The 19,188-nt window shown below is 70.4% G+C and carries 20 protein-coding genes; 17 read left to right on the top strand and 3 right to left on the bottom strand.

The genetic code is table 11. The annotated features are described in order from the left end of the window. Positions 1-194 precede the first annotated feature (194 nt). The 16 genes from gloA2 to KHF85_RS07070 all read left to right on the top strand — a co-directional run bounded on the left by gloA2 (position 195) and on the right by KHF85_RS07070 (position 14,853). Positions 195-584, top strand: a complete 390-nt coding sequence (gloA2, locus tag KHF85_RS07145) for an SMU1112c/YaeR family gloxylase I-like metalloprotein (protein ID WP_284569496.1) — start codon at positions 195-197, stop codon at positions 582-584. 253 nt (positions 585-837) lie between these two features. Next, positions 838-1,290, top strand: a complete 453-nt coding sequence (locus tag KHF85_RS07140; protein ID WP_284569043.1) for a DUF2147 domain-containing protein — start codon at positions 838-840, stop codon at positions 1,288-1,290. Positions 1,291-1,487: 197 nt separating this feature from the next. Continuing rightward, positions 1,488-3,560: a methionine--tRNA ligase gene (metG, locus tag KHF85_RS07135; protein WP_284569042.1), complete on the top strand. Its 2,073-nt coding sequence runs from the start codon at positions 1,488-1,490 to the stop codon at positions 3,558-3,560. A gap of 79 nt (positions 3,561-3,639) precedes the next feature. Continuing rightward, positions 3,640-4,230, top strand: a complete 591-nt coding sequence (locus tag KHF85_RS07130) for an HAD family hydrolase (protein ID WP_284569041.1) — start codon at positions 3,640-3,642, stop codon at positions 4,228-4,230. A gap of 43 nt (positions 4,231-4,273) precedes the next feature. Continuing rightward, positions 4,274-4,714, top strand: a complete 441-nt coding sequence (rnfB, locus tag KHF85_RS07125; RefSeq protein ID WP_284569040.1) for an Rnf electron transport complex subunit RnfB — start codon at positions 4,274-4,276, stop codon at positions 4,712-4,714. A gap of 250 nt (positions 4,715-4,964) precedes the next feature. After that, a complete protein-coding gene (locus KHF85_RS07120; RefSeq protein ID WP_284569039.1) occupies positions 4,965-5,753 on the top strand; it encodes a hypothetical protein in 789 nt (262 codons plus the stop codon). A gap of 88 nt (positions 5,754-5,841) precedes the next feature. Then, on the top strand, positions 5,842-6,213 hold the full coding sequence (locus KHF85_RS07115; protein WP_284569038.1) for a DUF4345 domain-containing protein: 372 nt from the start codon (positions 5,842-5,844) through the stop codon (positions 6,211-6,213). Positions 6,214-6,271: 58 nt separating this feature from the next. After that, positions 6,272-6,829 carry a sigma-70 family RNA polymerase sigma factor gene (locus tag KHF85_RS07110; RefSeq protein ID WP_284569037.1) on the top strand — a complete coding sequence of 186 codons (558 nt, stop codon included), beginning with the start codon at positions 6,272-6,274 and terminating at the stop codon, positions 6,827-6,829. Then, a complete protein-coding gene (locus tag KHF85_RS07105; protein WP_284569036.1) occupies positions 6,826-7,608 on the top strand; it encodes an anti-sigma factor in 783 nt (260 codons plus the stop codon). The genes KHF85_RS07110 and KHF85_RS07105 overlap by 4 nt, the downstream gene beginning before the upstream one ends. A gap of 387 nt (positions 7,609-7,995) precedes the next feature. Beyond that, positions 7,996-8,979: an acyl-CoA desaturase gene (locus KHF85_RS07100; RefSeq protein WP_284569035.1), complete on the top strand. Its 984-nt coding sequence runs from the start codon at positions 7,996-7,998 to the stop codon at positions 8,977-8,979. Continuing rightward, positions 8,976-10,238 carry an NAD(P)/FAD-dependent oxidoreductase gene (locus tag KHF85_RS07095; RefSeq protein ID WP_284569034.1) on the top strand — a complete coding sequence of 421 codons (1,263 nt, stop codon included), beginning with the start codon at positions 8,976-8,978 and terminating at the stop codon, positions 10,236-10,238. The genes KHF85_RS07100 and KHF85_RS07095 overlap by 4 nt, the downstream gene beginning before the upstream one ends. Further along, positions 10,235-11,098, top strand: coding sequence for a DUF1365 domain-containing protein (locus KHF85_RS07090; protein WP_409976667.1), 864 nt, complete (start codon positions 10,235-10,237; stop codon positions 11,096-11,098). Before KHF85_RS07095 ends, KHF85_RS07090 begins: the two co-directional genes overlap by 4 nt. Beyond that, on the top strand, positions 11,095-12,426 hold the full coding sequence (locus KHF85_RS07085) for an SAM-dependent methyltransferase (protein WP_284569033.1): 1,332 nt from the start codon (positions 11,095-11,097) through the stop codon (positions 12,424-12,426). Before KHF85_RS07090 ends, KHF85_RS07085 begins: the two co-directional genes overlap by 4 nt. Further along, positions 12,423-12,974: a DUF2878 domain-containing protein gene (locus KHF85_RS07080; RefSeq protein ID WP_284569032.1), complete on the top strand. Its 552-nt coding sequence runs from the start codon at positions 12,423-12,425 to the stop codon at positions 12,972-12,974. Before KHF85_RS07085 ends, KHF85_RS07080 begins: the two co-directional genes overlap by 4 nt. Beyond that, complete coding sequence (locus KHF85_RS07075; protein WP_206711754.1) at positions 12,971-13,753, top strand: DUF1295 domain-containing protein; 783 nt, start codon at positions 12,971-12,973, stop codon at positions 13,751-13,753. Before KHF85_RS07080 ends, KHF85_RS07075 begins: the two co-directional genes overlap by 4 nt. 23 nt (positions 13,754-13,776) lie before the next feature. Next, on the top strand, positions 13,777-14,853 hold the full coding sequence (locus KHF85_RS07070; RefSeq protein ID WP_284569031.1) for an SAM-dependent methyltransferase: 1,077 nt from the start codon (positions 13,777-13,779) through the stop codon (positions 14,851-14,853). Here KHF85_RS07070 and KHF85_RS07065 read toward each other — a convergent pair. The 3 genes from KHF85_RS07065 to KHF85_RS07055 form a co-directional block, all read right to left on the bottom strand. Then, complete coding sequence (locus tag KHF85_RS07065) at positions 14,832-15,062, bottom strand: hypothetical protein (protein ID WP_284569030.1); 231 nt, start codon at positions 15,060-15,062, stop codon at positions 14,832-14,834. The two genes, KHF85_RS07070 and KHF85_RS07065, sit on opposite strands and share 22 nt — an antisense overlap. Positions 15,063-15,298: 236 nt before the next feature. Further along, a complete protein-coding gene (locus KHF85_RS07060) occupies positions 15,299-15,643 on the bottom strand; it encodes a RidA family protein (RefSeq protein ID WP_284569029.1) in 345 nt (114 codons plus the stop codon). After that, entirely contained in the window at positions 15,640-16,233 is a 594-nt protein-coding gene (locus KHF85_RS07055) for a DUF998 domain-containing protein (RefSeq protein ID WP_284569028.1), read from the bottom strand. The genes KHF85_RS07060 and KHF85_RS07055 overlap by 4 nt, the downstream gene beginning before the upstream one ends. A gap of 373 nt (positions 16,234-16,606) precedes the next feature. Between KHF85_RS07055 and mprF the strand changes: the two genes are divergently transcribed. Next, positions 16,607-19,171: a bifunctional lysylphosphatidylglycerol flippase/synthetase MprF gene (mprF, locus tag KHF85_RS07050; protein WP_284569027.1), complete on the top strand. Its 2,565-nt coding sequence runs from the start codon at positions 16,607-16,609 to the stop codon at positions 19,169-19,171. Positions 19,172-19,188 lie beyond the last annotated feature (17 nt).

Below are 19,188 nucleotides of genomic sequence, written 5' to 3'. Positions count from 1 at the left end.
GATGCCGCCATTGTGTCAGCACCAGCCACAGCGCGCGACAACGCAGACGCACGGACAGCGTGTCGCCTCGCAGCCATCCCCGACAGCCGCCATGCCGGGCGCAACATGACTGCAAGCCGGACGCTGCGCTATGCTCCGCGCATGGCTTGCCCCCCTTTCTTCCTGCAGTTCGGCCAGGCGCTGTGCCGATGCCGCTGACCCTGCGCGGCGTGCACCACGTGGCGATCATCGCCTCAGACTACGCGCGCGCGAAGGACTTCTACTGCCGCATCCTCGGCCTGCGCGCGATCGCCGAGGTCTACCGCGAAGCGCGCGACTCCTGGAAACTGGACCTGGCCCTGCCCGACGGCACCCAGATCGAACTGTTCTCCTTCCCCGCACCGCCGCCGCGGTCCAGCCGCCCGGAAGCCTGCGGCCTGCGCCACCTGGCGCTGCGCGTGGACGACCTGGACGCCGCCGTCGCCCACCTGCAGGCGCACGGCGTGGTCACCGAACCGATCCGCATCGACGAATACACCGGGCGTCGCTTCACCTTCTTCGCCGACCCGGACGACCTGCCGCTGGAACTGTACGAGATCGGGTAAGCGACGCAAGCCCGCGTCGATTCGACTGCGTTCTCCTATTGCGCTGGAGTTGCGTCGCCCTCTACGCAAGCGACGTCCAGGGGCGCAGCGACCACGTAGCGGCAACCCGGTGTCGACTGTCGGATCTGAAGGGCGCCGGCGACCCGCTGAACCGCCTGCAGCCGGCGATTCCCAGCGCCATACGCCTGGGTATACAGTCGGTCCCAGGTCGGCATCGCGCCGACCGCTTCGCACACACCCTGGGAGGGGACACATGCGCACCACCTTCAAGACCCAGATGCTGGCCCTGCCGCTGAGCCTGGCCGCGTTCGTCGCGCAGGCCGCCGACACCTCGCCGGTCGGCCGCTGGCGGACCATCGACGACGAGACCGGCAAGCCCAAGTCCATCGTGCAGATCGAGCAGGCCGGCAACGGCACGCTGAGCGGCAAGGTGATCGAGATCCTGCAATCGAACAAAGGTCCCAACCCGCTGTGCGACAAGTGCGACGGCGCGCAGAAAGGCAAGCCGATCAAGGGCATGACCATCCTGTGGGGGCTGAAGCCGGACGGCACCGCGGTGTGGAGCGGCGGTTCGGTGCTGGACCCGGCCAAGGGCAAGACCTACAAGGCCAAGCTCACCCTCAGCGACGGCGGCAAGAAGCTGCAGATGCGCGGCTACATCGGCATCGAGGTGCTGGGGCGGACGCAGATCTGGATCAGGGAATGAGGCCGGGACCCGGGACCCGGGACTCGGGACTCGGGACTCGGAACAGCCGCTTGAAGCAGGCGCTGGCGACGCAGTTCCAAAATCAAAAAAGGCGCCGCAAGGCGCCTTTTTTGATCCCGAGTCCCGAGTCCCGAGTCCCGAGTCCCCGCTCCAAGACTAATGCGATAATCGCGATCCCCCACGGATCGCCGTTCGCCATGACCCGCACCGCTCTCGTCACCACCGCCCTGCCTTACGCCAACGGGCCGCTGCACCTGGGCCATCTGGTCGGCTATATCCAGGCCGACATCTGGGTGCGCGCGCGGCGGCTGCGCGGCGACCGCACCTGGTTCGTCTGCGCCGACGACACCCACGGCACGCCGATCATGCTCGCCGCGGAGAAGGCCGGGGTCACCCCGGAGAACTTCATCGCCAACATCCAGGCCAGCCACGAGCGCGACTTCGCCGCGTTCGGCGTGGCCTTCGACCATTACGACTCGACCAACTCGGCCGCCAACCGCGCGCTGACCGAGGCGTTCTACGCCAAGCTCGAGGCGGGCGGCCACATCGCGCGGCGCTCGGTGGCGCAGTTCTACGATCCGGCCAAGGGCATGTTCCTGCCCGACCGCTACATCAAGGGCATCTGCCCCAACTGCGGCAGCGCCGACCAGTACGGCGACAACTGCGAGGTCTGCGGCGCCACCTACGCGCCGACCGAGCTGAAGGAGCCGAAGTCGGTGATCTCCGGCAGCACGCCGGAACTGCGCGACTCGGAGCACTTCTTCTTCGAAGTCGGCCGCTTCGACGGCTTCCTGCGGCAGTGGCTGGCCGGCGACGTGGCCCTGCCCGGGGTCAAGGCCAAGCTGATGGAGTGGCTGGACAGCGAGGGCGGGCTGCGCGCCTGGGACATCTCGCGCGACGCGCCGTACTTCGGCTTCGAGATTCCCGGCCAGCCGGGCAAGTATTTCTACGTGTGGCTGGACGCGCCGATCGGCTACCTGAGCAGCTTCCAGAACCTGTGCGCGCGCCTGGGCGAAGCGTTCGAACCGCACCTGGCCGCCGGCACCGCCACCGAACTGCACCATTTCATCGGCAAGGACATCGTCAACTTCCACGGCCTGTTCTGGCCGGCGGTGCTGCACGGCACCGGCCACCGCGCGCCGACCCGGCTGCACGTCAACGGCTACCTGATGGTGGACGGCGCCAAGATGTCCAAGTCGCGCGGCACCTTCGTGATGGCGCGCACCTACCTGGACGTGGGCCTGGAACCGGAAGCGCTGCGCTACTACTTCGCCGCCAAGTCGTCCGGCGGGGTCGACGATCTCGATCTGAACCTGGGCGACTTCGTGACGCGGGTCAACGCCGACCTGGTCGGCAAGTTCGTCAACCTGGCCAGCCGCTGCGCCGGCTTCATCGACAAGCGCTTCGGCGGCAAGCTGGCCGACGCGCTGCCGGACCCGGCGCAGTACGCGCGCTTCGTCGCCGCGCTGGCGCCGATCCGCGAGGCCTACGAGCGCAACGACGCGGCCAGCGCGATCCGCCAGACCATGGCCCTGGCCGACGAGGCCAACAAGTACATCGACGCGCACAAGCCGTGGGTGATCGCAAAGCAGGACGGCGCCGACGCGCAACTGCAGGCGGTCTGCACGCAAGGCCTGAACCTGTTCCGGGTGCTGGCCGGCGCGCTGAAGCCGGTGCTGCCGCGCACCAGCGCCGAAGCCGAAGCCTTCCTGTCCGCGCCGCTCACCGCCTGGGACGACCTCGACGCGCCGCTGCTGGCGCACGTCATCCAGCCCTACGCGCCGCTGTTCACCCGAATCGACCCCAAACTGATCGACGCCATGACCGACGCCTCCAAGGACACCCTCGCCCCCGCCCCGACCGCGCCGATGCCTGCAGCGAAACCCGCGCCCTCCGCTCCTGCTGCTGCCGGTCCCGGGTCCCCGGTCCCCGGTCCCGCCACCATCGGCATCGACGACTTCGCCAAGCTCGACCTGCGCATCGGCAAGGTGCTGGTCTGCGAATGCGTCGAGGGCTCGGACAAGCTGCTGCGCTTCGAACTGGACGCCGGCGAGCTGGGCAAGCGGCAGATCTTCTCCGGCATCCGCGGCAGCTACGCCGAGCCGGAAAAGCTGGTCGGCCGCAGCGTGGTGTTCATCGCCAACCTGGCCCCGCGCAAGATGCGCTTCGGCCTCAGCGAAGGCATGATCCTGTCGGCCGGCTTCGACGGCGGCGCGCTGGCGCTGCTCGACGCCGACAGCGGCGCGCAGCCGGGCATGCCGGTGCGTTGAAGGCCGGGAATGGAGCATCGGGAATCGCAGAACGCCTGCTACTGCGATGCCCATTGCCGTTTCTCCATTCCCCATTCCCATGCACTTGGCCCTCTTCGACTTCGATCACACGGTCACCACCACCGATACCTATGCGCGGTTCCTGCGTCGCGTGGCCACGCCGCAGCAATTGGCGCGGGCGAAGTGGTCGGTGGGGCCGTGGTTGGCCGGCTATCGGCTGGGCCTGGTGTCGGCGCAGTCGATCCGCAGGCGGGTCACGCGGATCGTGTTCGCCGGCCGGGCCGCGGGAGAGATCGCCGCGCAGGCCCGGGCCTATGCGCACGAGGTGCTGCCGACGCTGCTGCGGCCGCAGATGATGCAGCGCATCGCCTGGCACCAGGCGCAGGGCGATAGCGTGGTGCTGGTGTCCGGGTCGCTGGACCTGTACCTGCAGCCCTGGTGCGAACAGCACGGGCTGGCGCTGATCTGCAACCGCCTGGAAGCGCGCGACGGCCAGCTGACCGGGCGCTATGCCGATGGCGATTGCGGGCCGCACAAAGCGCGTCTGATCCGCGCGCGCTACGATGTGGCCGCCTATCGGCGCGTCTACGCCTACGGCGACAGCCGCGAAGACCGGCCGATGCTGGCGCTGGCCCACGAGCGCTGGTACGGCGGCCGCCGCGTCGCCTGACCCTCGCCCTGCAGCGCGCCGCATCCGACGCGCCGAATCCGCCATGAAACCCGCCCACGACAACCTGCTCGAACGCCTCGATCGCCTGCTGCCGCAGACCCAATGCGGCCAGTGCGGCTTCGACGGCTGCCGCCCGTACGCCGCAGCGATGGCGCGCGGCGCGGCGCAGGTGGACCGCTGTCCGCCCGGCGGCGACGCCGGCGCGCGCGCGCTGGCGCACGTGCTCGGCACGCGGCCGCTGCCCTACGACCGCAACCGCGGCACGCACAAGCCGGCGCAGGTGGCGTTGGTGATCGAGGCCGACTGCATCGGCTGCACCAAGTGCATCCAGGCCTGCCCGGTCGATGCCATCGTCGGCGGCGCCAAGTACATGCACACGGTGCTGGCGCCGCTGTGCACCGGCTGCGAGCTGTGCGTGCCGGCCTGCCCGGTGGATTGCATCGCGCTGCGTCCGGTCCAGGGCATGCCCTCCATTGCCGAGTAGGCTGCGTCGGGTCTGTCAGGCCGCCAGCGGCTGCCGCGTGGCGCAGCGCCTGACGGCTGGCCAGGTCACGCCGCACGGTGCCGGCTGGCGGTCAGACCGTAGCGCCACGCCTGCGCGTGCACGCTGCCGTGAACCCGCATGCACGGCAGTGGCGCGAGCGGCTCGGGGAGGGATGCCACGCACCAAGGCGCATCCGGATCGGCGCCAGCCGCGTATCGCTAGCTGTCACCCTCCTGCGGAAACGCTGCGCATGCCCACGCCGATCGCCCCTGCCCCGCTCGCCCGCGCGCGCCTGCCGCTGGCGGCCAGCCTATGCATCGCCGTGCTCGGCGCGGCCGCCCCGGCGCAGGCCATGCTGCACTACGACGGCCTGGCTTATGCGCCGGACGGCCAGCAACTGCTGTACCGCGAGAGCCACTGGCTGCGCGACGACGGCGCGCGGCTGGTGCTGTACCGCTGCGCCGACGGCAGCGCGTTCGCGCGCAAGCGCATCGCCGACGGCAGCATCGCTCCGGATTTCGAACTGGTCGATGCGCGCAGCGGCTACCGCGAAGGCGTGCGCCATGCCGGCAAAGGCCGGGTCATGTTCAGCCAGCGCGACGGCCAGCCCGAGCGCAGCGCGCCGTTGCCGGCGACGGCGGCGCCGCAGGTGATCGATGCCGGGTTCGACGCCTATCTGCGCCTGCACTGGGACGCGTTGGGCCAGGGCACGCCGCAGCGCGTGGCCTTCGTGCTGCCCAGTACGTTGCGCACGCTGGATTTCCAGATCAAGCCCGCGGCGGCGGACGCCGGCGTCCAGCGCTATACGCTGTCGGTGGACGCCTGGTACGGCGGCGTGCTGCCCAACATCGCCGTGGCCTATACGCGCGGCGATCGCCGCCTGCTCGAGTTCCGCGGCATCGGCAATGTCCGCGACGCGCGCGGCCGCTATACGCAGGTGCGCATCGAATTCCCCGAGCGCCTGCGCGGCCAGGCCGACGACGACGCCTGGAACCAGGCGGTGCAGCAACCGCTGGTCGCGCAATGCGCCGCGCGCTGACCCGCGCCGAGCGCGCATTCACGCCGGCCTCCGGCGCGGACGCTACAAACATGCAGCGGCATCGCCCCTCCCACGACAAGGAACATCCATGGCCAAGGCTTACCTGTGGTTCAACGCCGCGCTGTACGCGGTCCTGGCGATCTGGTGCACGCTGCTGCCGGCGCAGACCGCCGCGGCGGTCGGCTATATCGGCCTGGACCGCTCCGGCCAGTCCGAGTACTTGGTCATCTATGGCGGCCTGCAACTGGGGATGGCATTCCTGTTCGGCTATTTCGCGCGCAGCGGGCAGATCCGCACCGGGCTGCTGCTGGCGCTGGCCTTCTACGTGCCGATCGTGCTCTACCGCAGCGCCAGCCTGCTGTGGCTGTGGCCGGTCGGACCGACCACCACCGGCCTGGCCGGTTTCGAAATCCTGCTACTGCTCGCCGCGCTCGCCCTGTGGCGCGGGCAGCGCCGTTGAGCGACGCGCGCGGCGAAAGCCTGTAGCATCGCTGCCACCTTCGCCACCGCTCCCCGGCATGACCGAGACGCCCGATCACGACGAAGCAGGACAGTTGCTGGTCGCCACCGCGGCCGGCGACAGCGCCGCGTTCGAACGCCTGTACCGCAGCACCGCGCCGCGCCTGTTCGGCGTCTGCCTGCGCATCGTGCCGCAGCGCGGCGAAGCCGAAGACGTGCTGCAGGAGGTGTTCACCTCGGTCTGGCGCAAGGCCGCGCAGTTCGATCCGCAGCGCGCGCGCGGCCTGACCTGGCTGACCATGATCGCCCGCAACAAGGCCATCGATCATCTGCGTGCGCGTGCGCCGGCGCGGCAATCGGTGGCGCTGGACGACGCCGGCGAACTGCACGACGACGGCCGCGATCCGCTGGCCGAGACCGAATGGCGCGTGGCCGGGCGGCGCCTGGACGTGTGCATGGGCGAACTTGAGCCGCCGCGCGGCGAGCTGATCCGCACCGCGTTCTTCGAAGGCATTACCTACGAGGAACTGGCGCAGCGCAGCGGAACGCCGCTGGGTACGGTCAAGAGCTGGATCCGGCGCGGCCTGGCCAAGCTGAAGGCGTGCCTGGAACGATGAACGCATCCGTGCCCGATCCGCAGGAAACCCCGCCGCCGCGCGACGTGCTGGCCGGCGAATACGTGGTCGGCGTGCTCGACGCGCCCGAGCGCCGCGCCGCCGAACAGCGCATCGACAGCGATGCCGCGTTCGCCGCGGCGGTGACGCAATGGCAGCAGCACCTGATGCCGTTGGCCGACGAAATCGCGCCGGTCGCGGTCCCCGAGCGCGTGTGGGTGCGCATCCGCGCGTCGCTGGGCCTGGATGCGCCGGCACCGCGCGCGCCGACGGCGGCGCCTGGCTTCTGGGAAAGCGTACGCACCTGGCGCTGGCTGAGCGCCGGCGGTTTCGCCACCGCCGCGGCCTGCATGCTCGCCTTGATGGTGGCGCGCCCGTCGCTGCGGCCGCAAACGCCCACGCCGCCGGTCGCCACCGCGCCAGCGGACAGCGGCATCGCGATGACCTCGACGCTGATGCAGGACGACGGCAAACCCGGCTACGTGGTGCTGATGGACGCCGACAAGCAGCGCATCACCCTGACCCCGCTGGCCGGTAGCCACGACGCCGCGCGCGTGCCAGAGCTGTGGCTGATTCCTGCAGACGGCAAGGCACGCTCGATGGGCGTGTTCGACGACGCGCAGGCGCGCGCAGCGCGCATTCCCGACGCGCTGATGCCGCTTCTCAGCGACGGCGCGTTGCTGGCGGTGACGATGGAACCGCCCGGCGGTGCGCCCGGCGGGGTCGCCACCGGCCCGGTCGTGGCCAAGGGCGGCATCAGCACGCTGCGTCTGGCGCCGTAGACAACTTCCCACAGGGCGCACTGCATCCCGTCTCCTTTCGGACCGCGAGACGCTTGACGCCGGCCCCTCACCTCAACCCCGCTCCCGGTGGCAGGGGTTGAGGTTTCTCGCGCTGCGCGTGCGGCACATGCGGCAACGCGCACCCGCACATTCACCCGGCCACCACTCGCGCGTAGGCAGCATCGCCGCAGCCGTCGCACATGCGCCGTGTAGCCGATCCTCCGACGATTCCGACCTGCGTGAACGCTGCCTCCGGCGGCGACCGCGATGCGCTGCCACGGCCCTTCATGCCGTGCCTGCAACGCCGCGCAGCGACGCCGCGGCGCGAGTGCATCCGTCTTCCGGCTTTGTCCGTATCGCTATCCGAATCCCCCACGAGATGCGCTTGTGCCGAGCCCCGTTCCGGACCATCCCCGCACCCCCGCCGCAGCACTCGCACCGCAGCGCGGCCGCGTGGCGCGCACGCTGCGGCGCTGGTTCGACACCAGCGCGGAGATCGAACTGGAGGAGGCCCGCGCCGATCGCATCGACTGGCTGCGCGCCGCGCCCTATTTCGGACTGCACCTGGCCTGCCTGGGCGTGTTCTGGGTCGGCGCGTCGTGGTTCGCGGTGGGCATGGCGGTGGCGATGTACGCGGTGCGGATGTTCGCGCTCACCGGTTTCTACCACCGCTACTTCGCACACCGCGCATTCAAGACGTCGCGCGTGGTGCAGTTCCTGTTCGCCGCGCTCGGCGCGACCTGCGTACAACGCGGCCCGCTGTGGTGGGCCGCGCACCACCGCAACCACCATCGCCACACCGATACCCCGGCCGATCCGCATTCGCCGCGCCAGCATGGTTTCTGGTGGAGCCATAGCGGCTGGTTCCTGACCCCGCGCGGCTTCCGCACCGACTGGGAGGCGATCCCGGATCTGCGCCGCTTCCCGGAACTGCGCTTCCTCGACCGCTTCGATCTGCTGCTGCCGGTGCTGCTGGCGCTGGCGCTGTTCCTGCTCGGCGGCTGGCTGCAACGCCACTATCCGCAACTCGGCACCGACGGGCCGCAGTTGCTGGTGTGGGGCTTCTTCGTCTCCACCGTGGCCCTGTTCCATGCCACCTTCACCATCAACTCGCTGGCGCACCGCTTCGGCAGCCGCCGTTTCGACACCCGCGACGATAGCCGCAACAATGCCTGGCTGGCGCTGCTGACCTTCGGCGAGGGCTGGCACAACAACCACCACTTCTTTCCGGGCGCGGCGCGGCAAGGCTTCCGCTGGTGGGAAATCGACCTGACCTGGTATGGCCTGAAGGCGCTGTCGTGGACCGGCCTGATCCGCCAGCTGCGGCCGGTGCCGGCGGGGCTGGTGCGGGCGCAGGCGCGCGCACGATGAGCCGCATCGCGGTGGTGGGCTCGGGCATCGCCGGGCTGGGCTCGGCATGGCTGCTGTCGCAACGGCACGATGTCACCCTGTACGAGGCCGCCAACTACCTCGGCGGGCACACCCATACCCATGCGCTCGAACTGGGCGGCGTGGCGTACGCGGTGGACAGCGGCTTCATCGTGTTCAACCCGCAGCATTATCCGCTGCTGAGCAAACTGTTCGCGCAGCTCGGTGTGGCCGCGCAGCCGACCACGATGAGCTTTTCGGTGCACGAGGCGCGCAGCGGGCTGGAATACAACGCCGGCAGCCTCGGCGGGCTGTTCTGCCAGCCCGGCAATGTGGCCAGCCCGCGCTTCTGGCGCATGCTGTGCGATCTGCGCCGCTTCTACCGGCAGGCGCCGCAGGTGCTGGCCGACGACGCGCAGGCGCAGCTGACGCTGGGCGAGTTCCTGCAGCGGCACCGCTATTCGCAGGTCTTCCGCGACGCGCATCTGGTGCCGATGGCGTCGGCGTTGTGGTCCTCGCCGTCGCAGCAGATCCTGCAATTTCCGATGCGCCAGCTGATCGGCTTCATGGCCAACCACCACATGCTGCAGGTCAGCGGCCGGCCGCAGTGGCAGGTGGTCGCGGGCGGCTCCAGCAGTTATGTGCACGCGCTGCGCAGCCGCTGGCGCGTACACGAGCGCATCGGCACGCCGGTGCGTTCGGTGCAGCGGCTGTCGCAGGGCGTATCGGTGCTGACCGATGCCGACAGCGACGCCGATGCCCAGCACTACGATCATGTGGTGCTGGCCTGCCACGCCGACGACGCGCTGCGCCTGCTCAACGACGCCAGCGCCGCCGAGCGCGAGATCCTCGGCGCGATCGCCTACCAGAACAACGACACCGTGCTGCACACCGATGCCCGCGTGCTGCCGCGCAATCGCCGCGCCTGGGCGGCCTGGAACGCGCACGTGCCGGCCGATCCGGACGCGCCGTGCACGGTCAGCTACTGGATGAACGCGCTGCAATCGATCGCCTCGCCGCAGCCGTTCATCGTCAGCCTCAACCGCAGCGACGACATCGATCCGGCCAAGGTGCTGCGGCGCATGCGCTACCGGCATCCGTTGCAGACCCATGCGTCGGTGGCGGCGCAGGCGCGCAAGGGCGAGATCCAGGGCCAGCGCGGCACCTGGTTCGCCGGCGCCGGCTGGGGCTTCGGCTTCCACGAAGACGGCCTGCGCAGCGCGGTCGACGTCGCCGCCGGGCTCGGGGTACCCTGGCCGTGAACCTGCTGCGCAGCGCTACCGTGTCCGCCCCGCCGGCTGGCGCCGTCTCGACAACGCCGGCGGCGGCGGGCACGACCACGCCGGGACTGCACAGCGCGCTGTACGGCGGTTGGGTCCGGCACCGCCGCTACGCGCCCAAGGCGCTGGCGTTCCGCTATCCGATCTTTCTGATGTACCTGGATCTGGCCGAACTCGAGCAGGTGTTCGCGCGGCGCTGGTTCTGGTCGGTCGGCCGCCGCAACCTGGCCGAATTCCGCCGCACCGACTACCTGGGCGATCCGGCGCAAGCGCTGGACGAAGCGGTGCGCGACCGCGTGCAGCAGCACTGCGGCGAACGCCCGCTCGGCCCGGTACGCATGCTGACCCACCTGCGCTACTTCGGCCACTGCTTCAACCCGGTCACGTTCTACTACTGCCACGACGCGCAGCAGCGCCTGCACAGCATCGTCGCCGAGATCACCAACACGCCGTGGAAGCAGCGCCACGCCTACGTGCTGCCGGTGGCCGCCGCGCGCAGCCACGGCAGCGTGCACGCCTGGCGTTTCGACAAGCGCTTCCACGTCTCCCCGTTCATGGCGATGGCGCACGAATACGCATGGCGCTGCAGCGAGCCCGGCGCGCAGTTGCGCGTGCACATGGACGTGCTCGACCCGCAACCGGCAGCCAGGCGCTTCGACGCCACCCTGGTGCTGCAGCGGCGCGAGATCTGCGGCGCCAGCCTGGCGCGCGCGCTGCTGCGCTATCCGGCGATGACCGTGCAGGTCGTGGCCAAGATCCACTGGCAGGCGTTGCGCCTGTGGCTGCGCGGCAATCCGGTGCACGACCACCCCGACCATTCCCTTCCGCGAGAACGCCGATGAACGCTCCGCACGCGCCCTCCTCCGCTTCCGTCGCGCTGACCCCGGCCGCGGCGCCGCTGCGCGGCCTCGACCGGGTGCTGCGGCGGCGCCTGCTGGTCACCCTCGACGGCTTGCGCGACGGCCAGCTGCGCATCGAGGAAGCCGGCGCGATCACCACGTTAGGGAGCGCCACCTTGGGCAGCGCCACCCAGGCCGATGGCGCACTGCACGCGCACCTGCGCATCCACGATCCGCGCTTCTACCGCCAGGCCGCGCTGAACGGCAGCGTCGGCGTCGGCGAGGCGTACATGGACGGGTTGTGGGAATGCGACGACCTGGTCACGCTGGTGCGCCTGCTGGTGCGCAACCGCGAGCGCCTGGACGCGATGGAGACCGGCCTGGCGCGCCTCGGCGGCATGGCGATGCGCGGCCTGCACGCGCTGGCGCGCAACACCCGCGCAGGCAGCCGCCGCAACATCGCCGCGCACTACGACCTGGGCAACCCGCTGTTCGAACTGTTCCTGGACCGCAACCTGATGTATTCCTCGGCGATCTTCCGCGACGAAGACGCCACGCTCGGCGATGCCGCGCTGGAGCGCGCCGCCGAACGCAAGCTGCAGCGCATCTGCGCCAAGCTTGACCTGCAGCCGCACCACCACGTGGTCGAGATCGGCAGCGGCTGGGGCGGTTTCGCGCTGCATGCGGCCAAGCATCATGCTTGCCGCGTCACCACCGTGACCATCTCGCGCGAGCAATACGACCTGGCGCGCCAGCGCGTGGACGCGGCCGGCTTGTCCGAGCGCGTCGAGGTGCTGCTGCGCGACTACCGCGACCTCGACGGCCGCTACGACCGGCTGGTCTCGATCGAGATGATCGAGGCGATCGGCCACCAGTACCTGGACACCTATTTCGGCAAGGTCGGCAGCCTGCTCAAGGACGATGGCCAGGCGCTGATCCAGGCCATCACCATCGAGGACCACCGCTACGCGCAGGCGCTGAAATCGGTGGACTTCATCAAGCGCCACATCTTCCCCGGCAGCTTCATTCCCTCGGTGGCGGCGATGACCGGCGCGATCGCGCGGGCCAGCGACCTGCGCCTGTTCAACCTGGAAGACATCGGCCCCAGCTATGCGCTGACCCTGCGCGCCTGGCGCCAGCGTTTCATGGCCAACTTGCCGCAGGTGCGCGCGCTGGGCTACGACGAGCGTTTCATCCGCATGTGGGAGTTCTACCTGGCCTATTGCGAAGGCGGCTTCCTGGAACGCTCGATCGGCGACGTGCACCTGTGGCTGAGCAAGCCGGGCGCGCGCCCGGCGCAGTTCGCGCCGGCGTTGGCGCACGACGCATGAGCAACCTCGCCAACTACGTCGCGTTGCAACTGCTGTGGCTGGCGGCGGTGATGGGCGCCGGGCACGGGCTGGCCTGGGCCGGTCCGGCGGCGTTGGCGCTGTTCGCGCTGTACCAGTTGCAGCCGCGCCGCCGCGCGCGCGGCGATGCGGCGCTGATGGCGCTGGCGTTGCTGCTCGGCGCCGGCGTCGATACCGCGCTGGCCGCGGGCGGTTGGGTGCGCTACGCCGCAGCGCTGCCGCCGGCGCCGTGGGCGCCGTTGTGGATCCTGGCGCTGTGGGCCGGCTTCGCACTGACCTTCAACCATTCGCTGGCCTGGGTCATGCAGCGCCCGTGGCGCGCGGCGCTGTTCGGCGCGGTGTTCGGCCCGCTCGGCTATGTGCTGGCCGCGCGCGGCTGGCAAGCGGTGACGCTGGGCGCGCCGCTGCTGCACGCGGTGCTCGCGCTGGCGCTGGCCTGGGCCGTGGCGCTGGCCGTGCTGAGCGTGGCGACGCGGCGCCTGTCCACGACCGCGCAGCCCATACGCCGCATCGCCGGAGCTGCGTCATGAACGCCTGGCCGCTGTTGCATGTGGGCGCGTTCACCGCGCTGGCGATGCTGGCCGGCTGGGCCTGGCAGCGGCGCAGCCGCAACGCCGGCGTGGTCGATGTGCTGTGGGCGGCATGCATGGCGCTGGCTGCGCTGTACTGCGCCTGGCGCGCCGACGGCGCCGCGTTGCCGCGCGTGCTGACAGCGGCGATGGGCGGGCTGTGGGGCGCGCGCCTGGCCTGGCACCTTGGCGTGCGCGTGTTCGGCGATGCGCATGAGGACGGCCGCTACCGCGCGCTGCGCGAACACTGGCACGGCGACCAGCGCCGCTTCCTGCTGTTCTTCCTCGGCCAGGCGCTGGTGGTGGTGCTGTTCGCGCTGCCGCTGTCGATCGCCGCGCACAATCCGCTGCCGCAGTGGAGCGTGTGGACCACGCTGGCGCTGGCGACCTGGCTGCTGGCGGTGGGCGGCGAAAGCCTGGCCGACCGCCAGCTGGCCGCGTTCCGCGCCGATCCGGGCAACAAGGGCAAGACCTGCCGCCGCGGCCTGTGGCGCTACTCGCGGCATCCGAACTACTTCTTCGAATTCGTGCATTGGTTCGCCTACGTGTTCCTCGCCGTGGGCAGCGGCGCGCTGTGGGTCGGCGTGGCCGCACTGGGGCCGCTGCTGATGTTCGCGTTCCTGTACCGCGTCACTGGCATTCCCTACACCGAACAACAGGCGCTGCGCTCGCGCGGCCAGGACTACGCCGACTACCAGCGCAGCACCAGCGCCTTCTTTCCGTTGCCGCCGCGGCAATGACCCCGTTTCCAGGAGATCCGCCGATGTCCAGCGCCCTCGCCACTTCGCCTCCCCCCGTGCTGCCGGCCGAACCGTTTGCCACCCGCGTGGCCGAATCCGGCCTGCTGCCCGACGCGCTGCTGCGCGCGGCGATGCGCAAGCTGTGCGCGCAACGCCTGCGCGATGAGCGCAGCGGCGGCGCCGACGCCGCCTGGGAACGCCAGCGCGTGTTCGTCGAGGCCTTGCGCGGCAGCGCCATCGCGATCGAGACCGAGGCCGCCAACCGCCAGCACTACGAACTGCCGCCGCGCTTCTTCGAGCTGTGCCTGGGCAAGCGCCTGAAGTACAGCAGCTGCTACTGGGACGCCGGCACCAAGGACCTCGACGCGGCCGAGGAGCGCATGCTGCACCTGTACGCCGAACGCGCGCAGCTGCGCGACCGCCAGCGCATCCTCGAACTGGGCTGCGGCTGGGGGTCGCTGACCCTGTGGATGGCCGAGCACTACCCCGGCGCGCGCATCACCGCGGTGTCCAACTCGCGGCCGCAGCGCGAGCACATCGAGGCGCAGTGCCGCGCGCGCGGGCTGCGCAACGTGGAGGTCATCACTCACGACGCCAACACCCTGAGCCTGCCGCATGCGAGCTTCGACCGCGTGGTGTCGATCGAGATGTTCGAGCACATGCGCAACTACCGCGAACTGCTGGCGCGGATCGGCCAATGGCTGATGCCGGGCGGCCGGCTGTTCGTGCACATCTTCTGCCACCGCGACCTGGCCTACCCGTTCGAGGTGCAGGGCGAGGACAACTGGATGGGCCGGCACTTCTTCACCGGCGGACTGATGCCGGCCGCCGACACCTTGCTGCAGTTCCAGGACGACCTGACGCTGGAACGGCGCTGGCTGCTGTCCGGCGAACACTACGAAAAGACCGCCAACGCCTGGCTACGCAACCAGGACCGGCATCGCGCCGAACTGATGCAGGTACTGCAGGGAACCTACGGCGCCGACGCGAAGATCTGGTGGCAACGCTGGCGCATGTTCTGGATGGCCTGCGCGGAACTGTTCGGCTACGAACAGGGCCAGCAGTGGGGCGTGGCGCATTACCGGTTCGTCAGGCGCTGAGGCGGCGGGACTCGGGACTCGGGACTCGGGACTCGGGACTCGGGACTCGGGACTCGGGACTCGGGACTCGGGACTCGGGACTCGGGACTCGGGACTCGGGACTCGGGACTCGGGACTCGGGACTCGGGACTCGGGACTCGGGACTCGGGACTCGGGACTCGGGACTCGGGACTCGGGACTCGGGACAGCAGGATGATGTCCCGGTGCATATCGATGTCAAGCGATTTGATGCAAAAAGGGCCAATTTTTTTTAAAAAAAAGCGGCTTTTTTTGCAGCTCCGTCGCAGCTGCTTTTTTGTAGGAGGGGCTTCAGCCCCGACGCCTTACCGGTAACGCGTCGGGGCTGAAGCCCCTCCTACAGAAAGGCACAAAAGCTGCGAACTTGCGAAAATCCCGAGTCCCGAGTCCCGAGTCCCGAGTCCCGAGTCCCGAGTCCCGGCCCCACTCACACCGCCGCCGTGATCACGATCTCGATCTTCCACTCCGGGTTGGCCAGCCTGGCCTGCACCGTGGCGCGCGCCGGGGTGCTGCCCGGGCAGACCCAGGTTTCCCAGATCTTGTTCATCTCGGCGAACTCGGCCAGGTCGGTCATGTAGATCTCCGCGCGCAGGACCTTGCTCTTGTCGGTGGCGGCACGCGCCAGCAGTTCGTCGATCGCCGCCAGGACCTGGCGGGTCTGGCCGGCGATGTCGGCGCTGGCGTCGTCGGCGATCTGCCCGGCCAGGTAGGCCACGCCGTTGTGCACGGTCATTTCCGACATGCGCGGGCCGGTATCGAATCGCTGGATCATGAGGCAGTGTCCTGAAGAGGGGAAACCCGGGCATTGTCGCGCGATTGCGCCTCGCCTGCAGGCCGCCACAGCCGGTAGGCGACCAGCAGCAGCCAGGCCAGAATCAGCGCGATCGCCAGCTTCTGGGTCAGCCCGCGCGGCGGCGCGCGCCACAGCACGTGCACCCACAGCGCCACGAACGCCGCCACCGCCAGGGCCGACAGCGTGCCGGCACGGCCCTGCCACGGCGCCTGCCGGCGCAGCCAGGCGCTCTGCAGCAGCATCGCGCTGGTCGCGCACAGGAACGCGGTCTGCGCGAACAGCCCGTGCAACAACGGCGCCAGCAACGGTGCGCGCTGCGGCAGGTAGCTGTCGCCGATCGCCACCCCGCACAGGCCCAGTGCGGCGACCGCGAACAGCAGCAGCGGCGCGGCGCTGCGTGCCCGCGGCGGCGCCTGCGCATACAGGCCGGCGGCCAGCGCGACGATGCTCGCCGCCAGCAGCACGTAGACAATGCGCAGCAGCAGTCCGCCGGGGCCGTGCAGGTACAGGCTCAGCGTCGCCTGCTGCCAGTGCAGGTCCGCGCGCAGCAGTTGCAGCGCCAGCGCCACGCCGAGGAACAGCAGGCATAGCAGCGTGGCGAGGGCGCCGGCGGCGCGCGGCCAATACGGCGGCGCGGAGGCGGGGCCAGGGGCGAGGGCATGGGATCGGCTCCGGGTCGTAGCGGGAAACACGATGCGCAGCGCGCATCGACGCCGGCACCCTGCACGCACGCCGACGCGGTGCCGACGTGCGATTCCACTATGATGCGCGTCGCCGGTGCCGCCGGTACAGCCCCAGGCCAGCCGATATCGCGATGCACCAACCCCTTTCCGCCTGCCGGCGCACCACCGCGATGACCCGCACCGCCAACGCCGTAAGCCGGCGCGATGCCGCCGGCGTCTGCGCACAGTTCCCACCCTTCTTCGCTTACGCTGCCCTGCAATGACCGACACCGCATCTCCCGCGTCCCCCTCTCCTGCCGGCTGGCGCCGTGCGCTGCCGGTGGTGTTCAGCCTGGCGATCCTGGCGCTGGCGCTGCGCGCGCTGGCCACCGAGTTCAGCACCCACGGCTACGCCGCGATCCGCCATGCCTTCAACCAGCTCGGCGTCGGCCAGATCGCACTGACCCTGGTACTGGGGCTGAGCAGCTATGCCTGCCTGATCGGCTTCGACGCGGTCGGCCTGCACCGCAGCGGGCGCAAGCTGCATCCGATGCGGATCGGCGTCACCGCGTTCCTGGCGCATGCGGTCGGGCAGACTCTGGGCTTCGCCGCGCTCACCGGCGGCGCGGTGCGCCTGCGCGGCTATGGCCGGGCGGGGCTGGGCCTGGCCGAGATCGGCCAGGTGGTGCTGATGAGCACGCTCGGCTTCGTGTTCGGCGCCTGGCTGTTGCTGGCCTTGGCGCTGACCCTGGAACCGACGTCGGCGGCGCTGGCGCTGCCGCTCGGCGGGCAGGCGGTGCGCGCGTTCGGCATCGCGCTGCTGGCCGGCTTCGGCCTGATGCTGCTGCTGGCCGGGCGCGAAGGCCGCACGCTGCGCTGGCGCAGCCACGAACTGTGGTTGCCGGACCGGCGCACCGCGCTCGGCGTGACCGCGCTCAGCGTGGTCGAACTGGGCCTGGCCAGCGCCGCGTTCTACGTGCTGCTGCCGAACGAATCGGGGATCGAGTTCGTCGGCTTCGTCGGCCTGTACCTGGTCGCGGTGGTGGCCGGGTTGATGTCCACCGTGCCGGCCGGGCTGGGCGTGTTCGAGTGGAGCCTGCTCAAGCTGCTGCCCGGCGTGGCCCCGGCCGCGGTGCTGGCGGCGGCGCTGATCTACCGCATCACCTACTACGTGGTGCCGCTGCTGCTGTCGGTGCTGATGGCCGCGGCCTCGGGCCTGCGCCGGCCGCTGGCGGCCAGCGCCGGCGGGGTGCGCGTGGCCTGGGGCACGCTGCGCCCGTGGCTGCCGCAGATCATCGCCATGGCGGTGTTCGCGGTCGGCGCGGCGCTGGTCATCGACGGCACCCTGCCGACGCCGAAACGGCGCCTGGGCATGGCACCGCTGTCGATCGTGGAAACCTCGCACCTGCTGTCCAGCCTAGGCGGCGTGGTGCTGCTGCTGATCGGCCAGGGCCTGCAGCGGCGCAGCCATGCGGCGTGGGTGCTGGCGATCGGTATCTGCGTATTGCTGCCGCTGCCGGCCTGGCTGCGCGGCGGCCACGCCTCGGTGGCGCTGTCCTCGCTGGTGGTGGCGGCCGGGCTGTGGGGCGCGCGCCGCGAGTTCTACCGGCAGGGCGCGCTGCTCGACGAGGCCTGGTCGTGGCCATGGATCCGCAACCTGGGCCTGGTGCTGATCGCGACCATATGGCTGCTGTTCTTCGTCTACAGCCACGTCGAATACCAGAACGAGTTGTGGTGGCAGTTCGCCACCTCGGCCAATGCGCCGCGGGCGCTGCGCGCGGTGCTGCTGGTCAGCGTGGCGGTGGTGGTGTTCGGGCTGGCGCGCTTGCTGCACAGCACGCGCTCGCCGCTGCCGGCGGCCGATACGGCGCAGTTGGACGCGCTGGCGCCGGTGCTGGCCGTGGCCACCGATACCCAGGCCTGCCTGGTGCTGACCGGCGACAAGGCGCTGTTGCCCGACGAGAGCGGCCAGGGCTTCGTGATGATGCAGCGCTACGGCGGCTCGCTGGTGGCGATGGGCGATCCGGTGGGGCCGCCGGAGGTCGCGCGGGCGCTGATCTGGCGGTTCCGCGAGGAAGCCGACCGCCTGGGCCTGCGCCCGGTGTTCTACCAGGTCGGCGAGCAGCACTGGCAGACCTACCTCGACCTGGGCCTGACCCTGGTCAAGCTGGGCGAGGAAGCGATGGTGTCGCTGGAAGACTTCCACCTTGAAGGCCGCGACCGCGCCGACCTGCGCCAGGCCTGGAACCGCGGCAAGCGCAGCGGGCTGAGCTTCCGCATCGTGCCGCTGGAGGAGATCGACACGCTGATGCCGGTGCTGGCCGACGTGTCGCAGCAATGGCTGGAGGAAAAGGCGGGCGAAGAGAAAGGCTTCTCGCTCGGCAGCTTCGACCCGGCCTATCTGCGCCGCTTCCCGATCGCAGTGGTCGAGGCCGAGGGCAAGGTCGTGGCCTTCGCCAACCTGTGGCAGGCGCCGGCCGGGCATGAGCTATCGGTGGACCTGATGCGGCACATCGCCGATGCGCCGAAGGGCACCATGGATTTCCTGTTCATCGAGCTGTTCCTGTGGGGCCGCGAACAGGGCTACAAGCGCTTCTCGCTGGGCATGGCGCCGCTATCGGGCCTGGCCCAGCACCGCCTGGCCGGGCGCTGGAACCGTTTCGGCAACCTGATCGTGCGCCACGGCGAGCGTTTCTACGGCTTCACCGGCCTGCGCCGCTTCAAGTCCAAGTTCGCCCCGGCCTGGCGCACCCGCTACCTGGCCGCCCCCGGCGGCATGCACCTGCCGGCGGCGTTGCTGGACGTGACGCGGCTGATTTCGCTGGATCCGAGGAAGCCTGAGTAGACGGGACTCGGGACCCG

It is taken from the genome of Xanthomonas graminis pv. graminis (genome assembly GCF_030168915.1).
Taxonomy (GTDB): domain Bacteria; phylum Pseudomonadota; class Gammaproteobacteria; order Xanthomonadales; family Xanthomonadaceae; genus Xanthomonas_A; species Xanthomonas_A translucens.
Note: the sequence above shows the minus strand (reverse complement) of the source record. Positions and strands in the feature narration are given on the sequence as shown.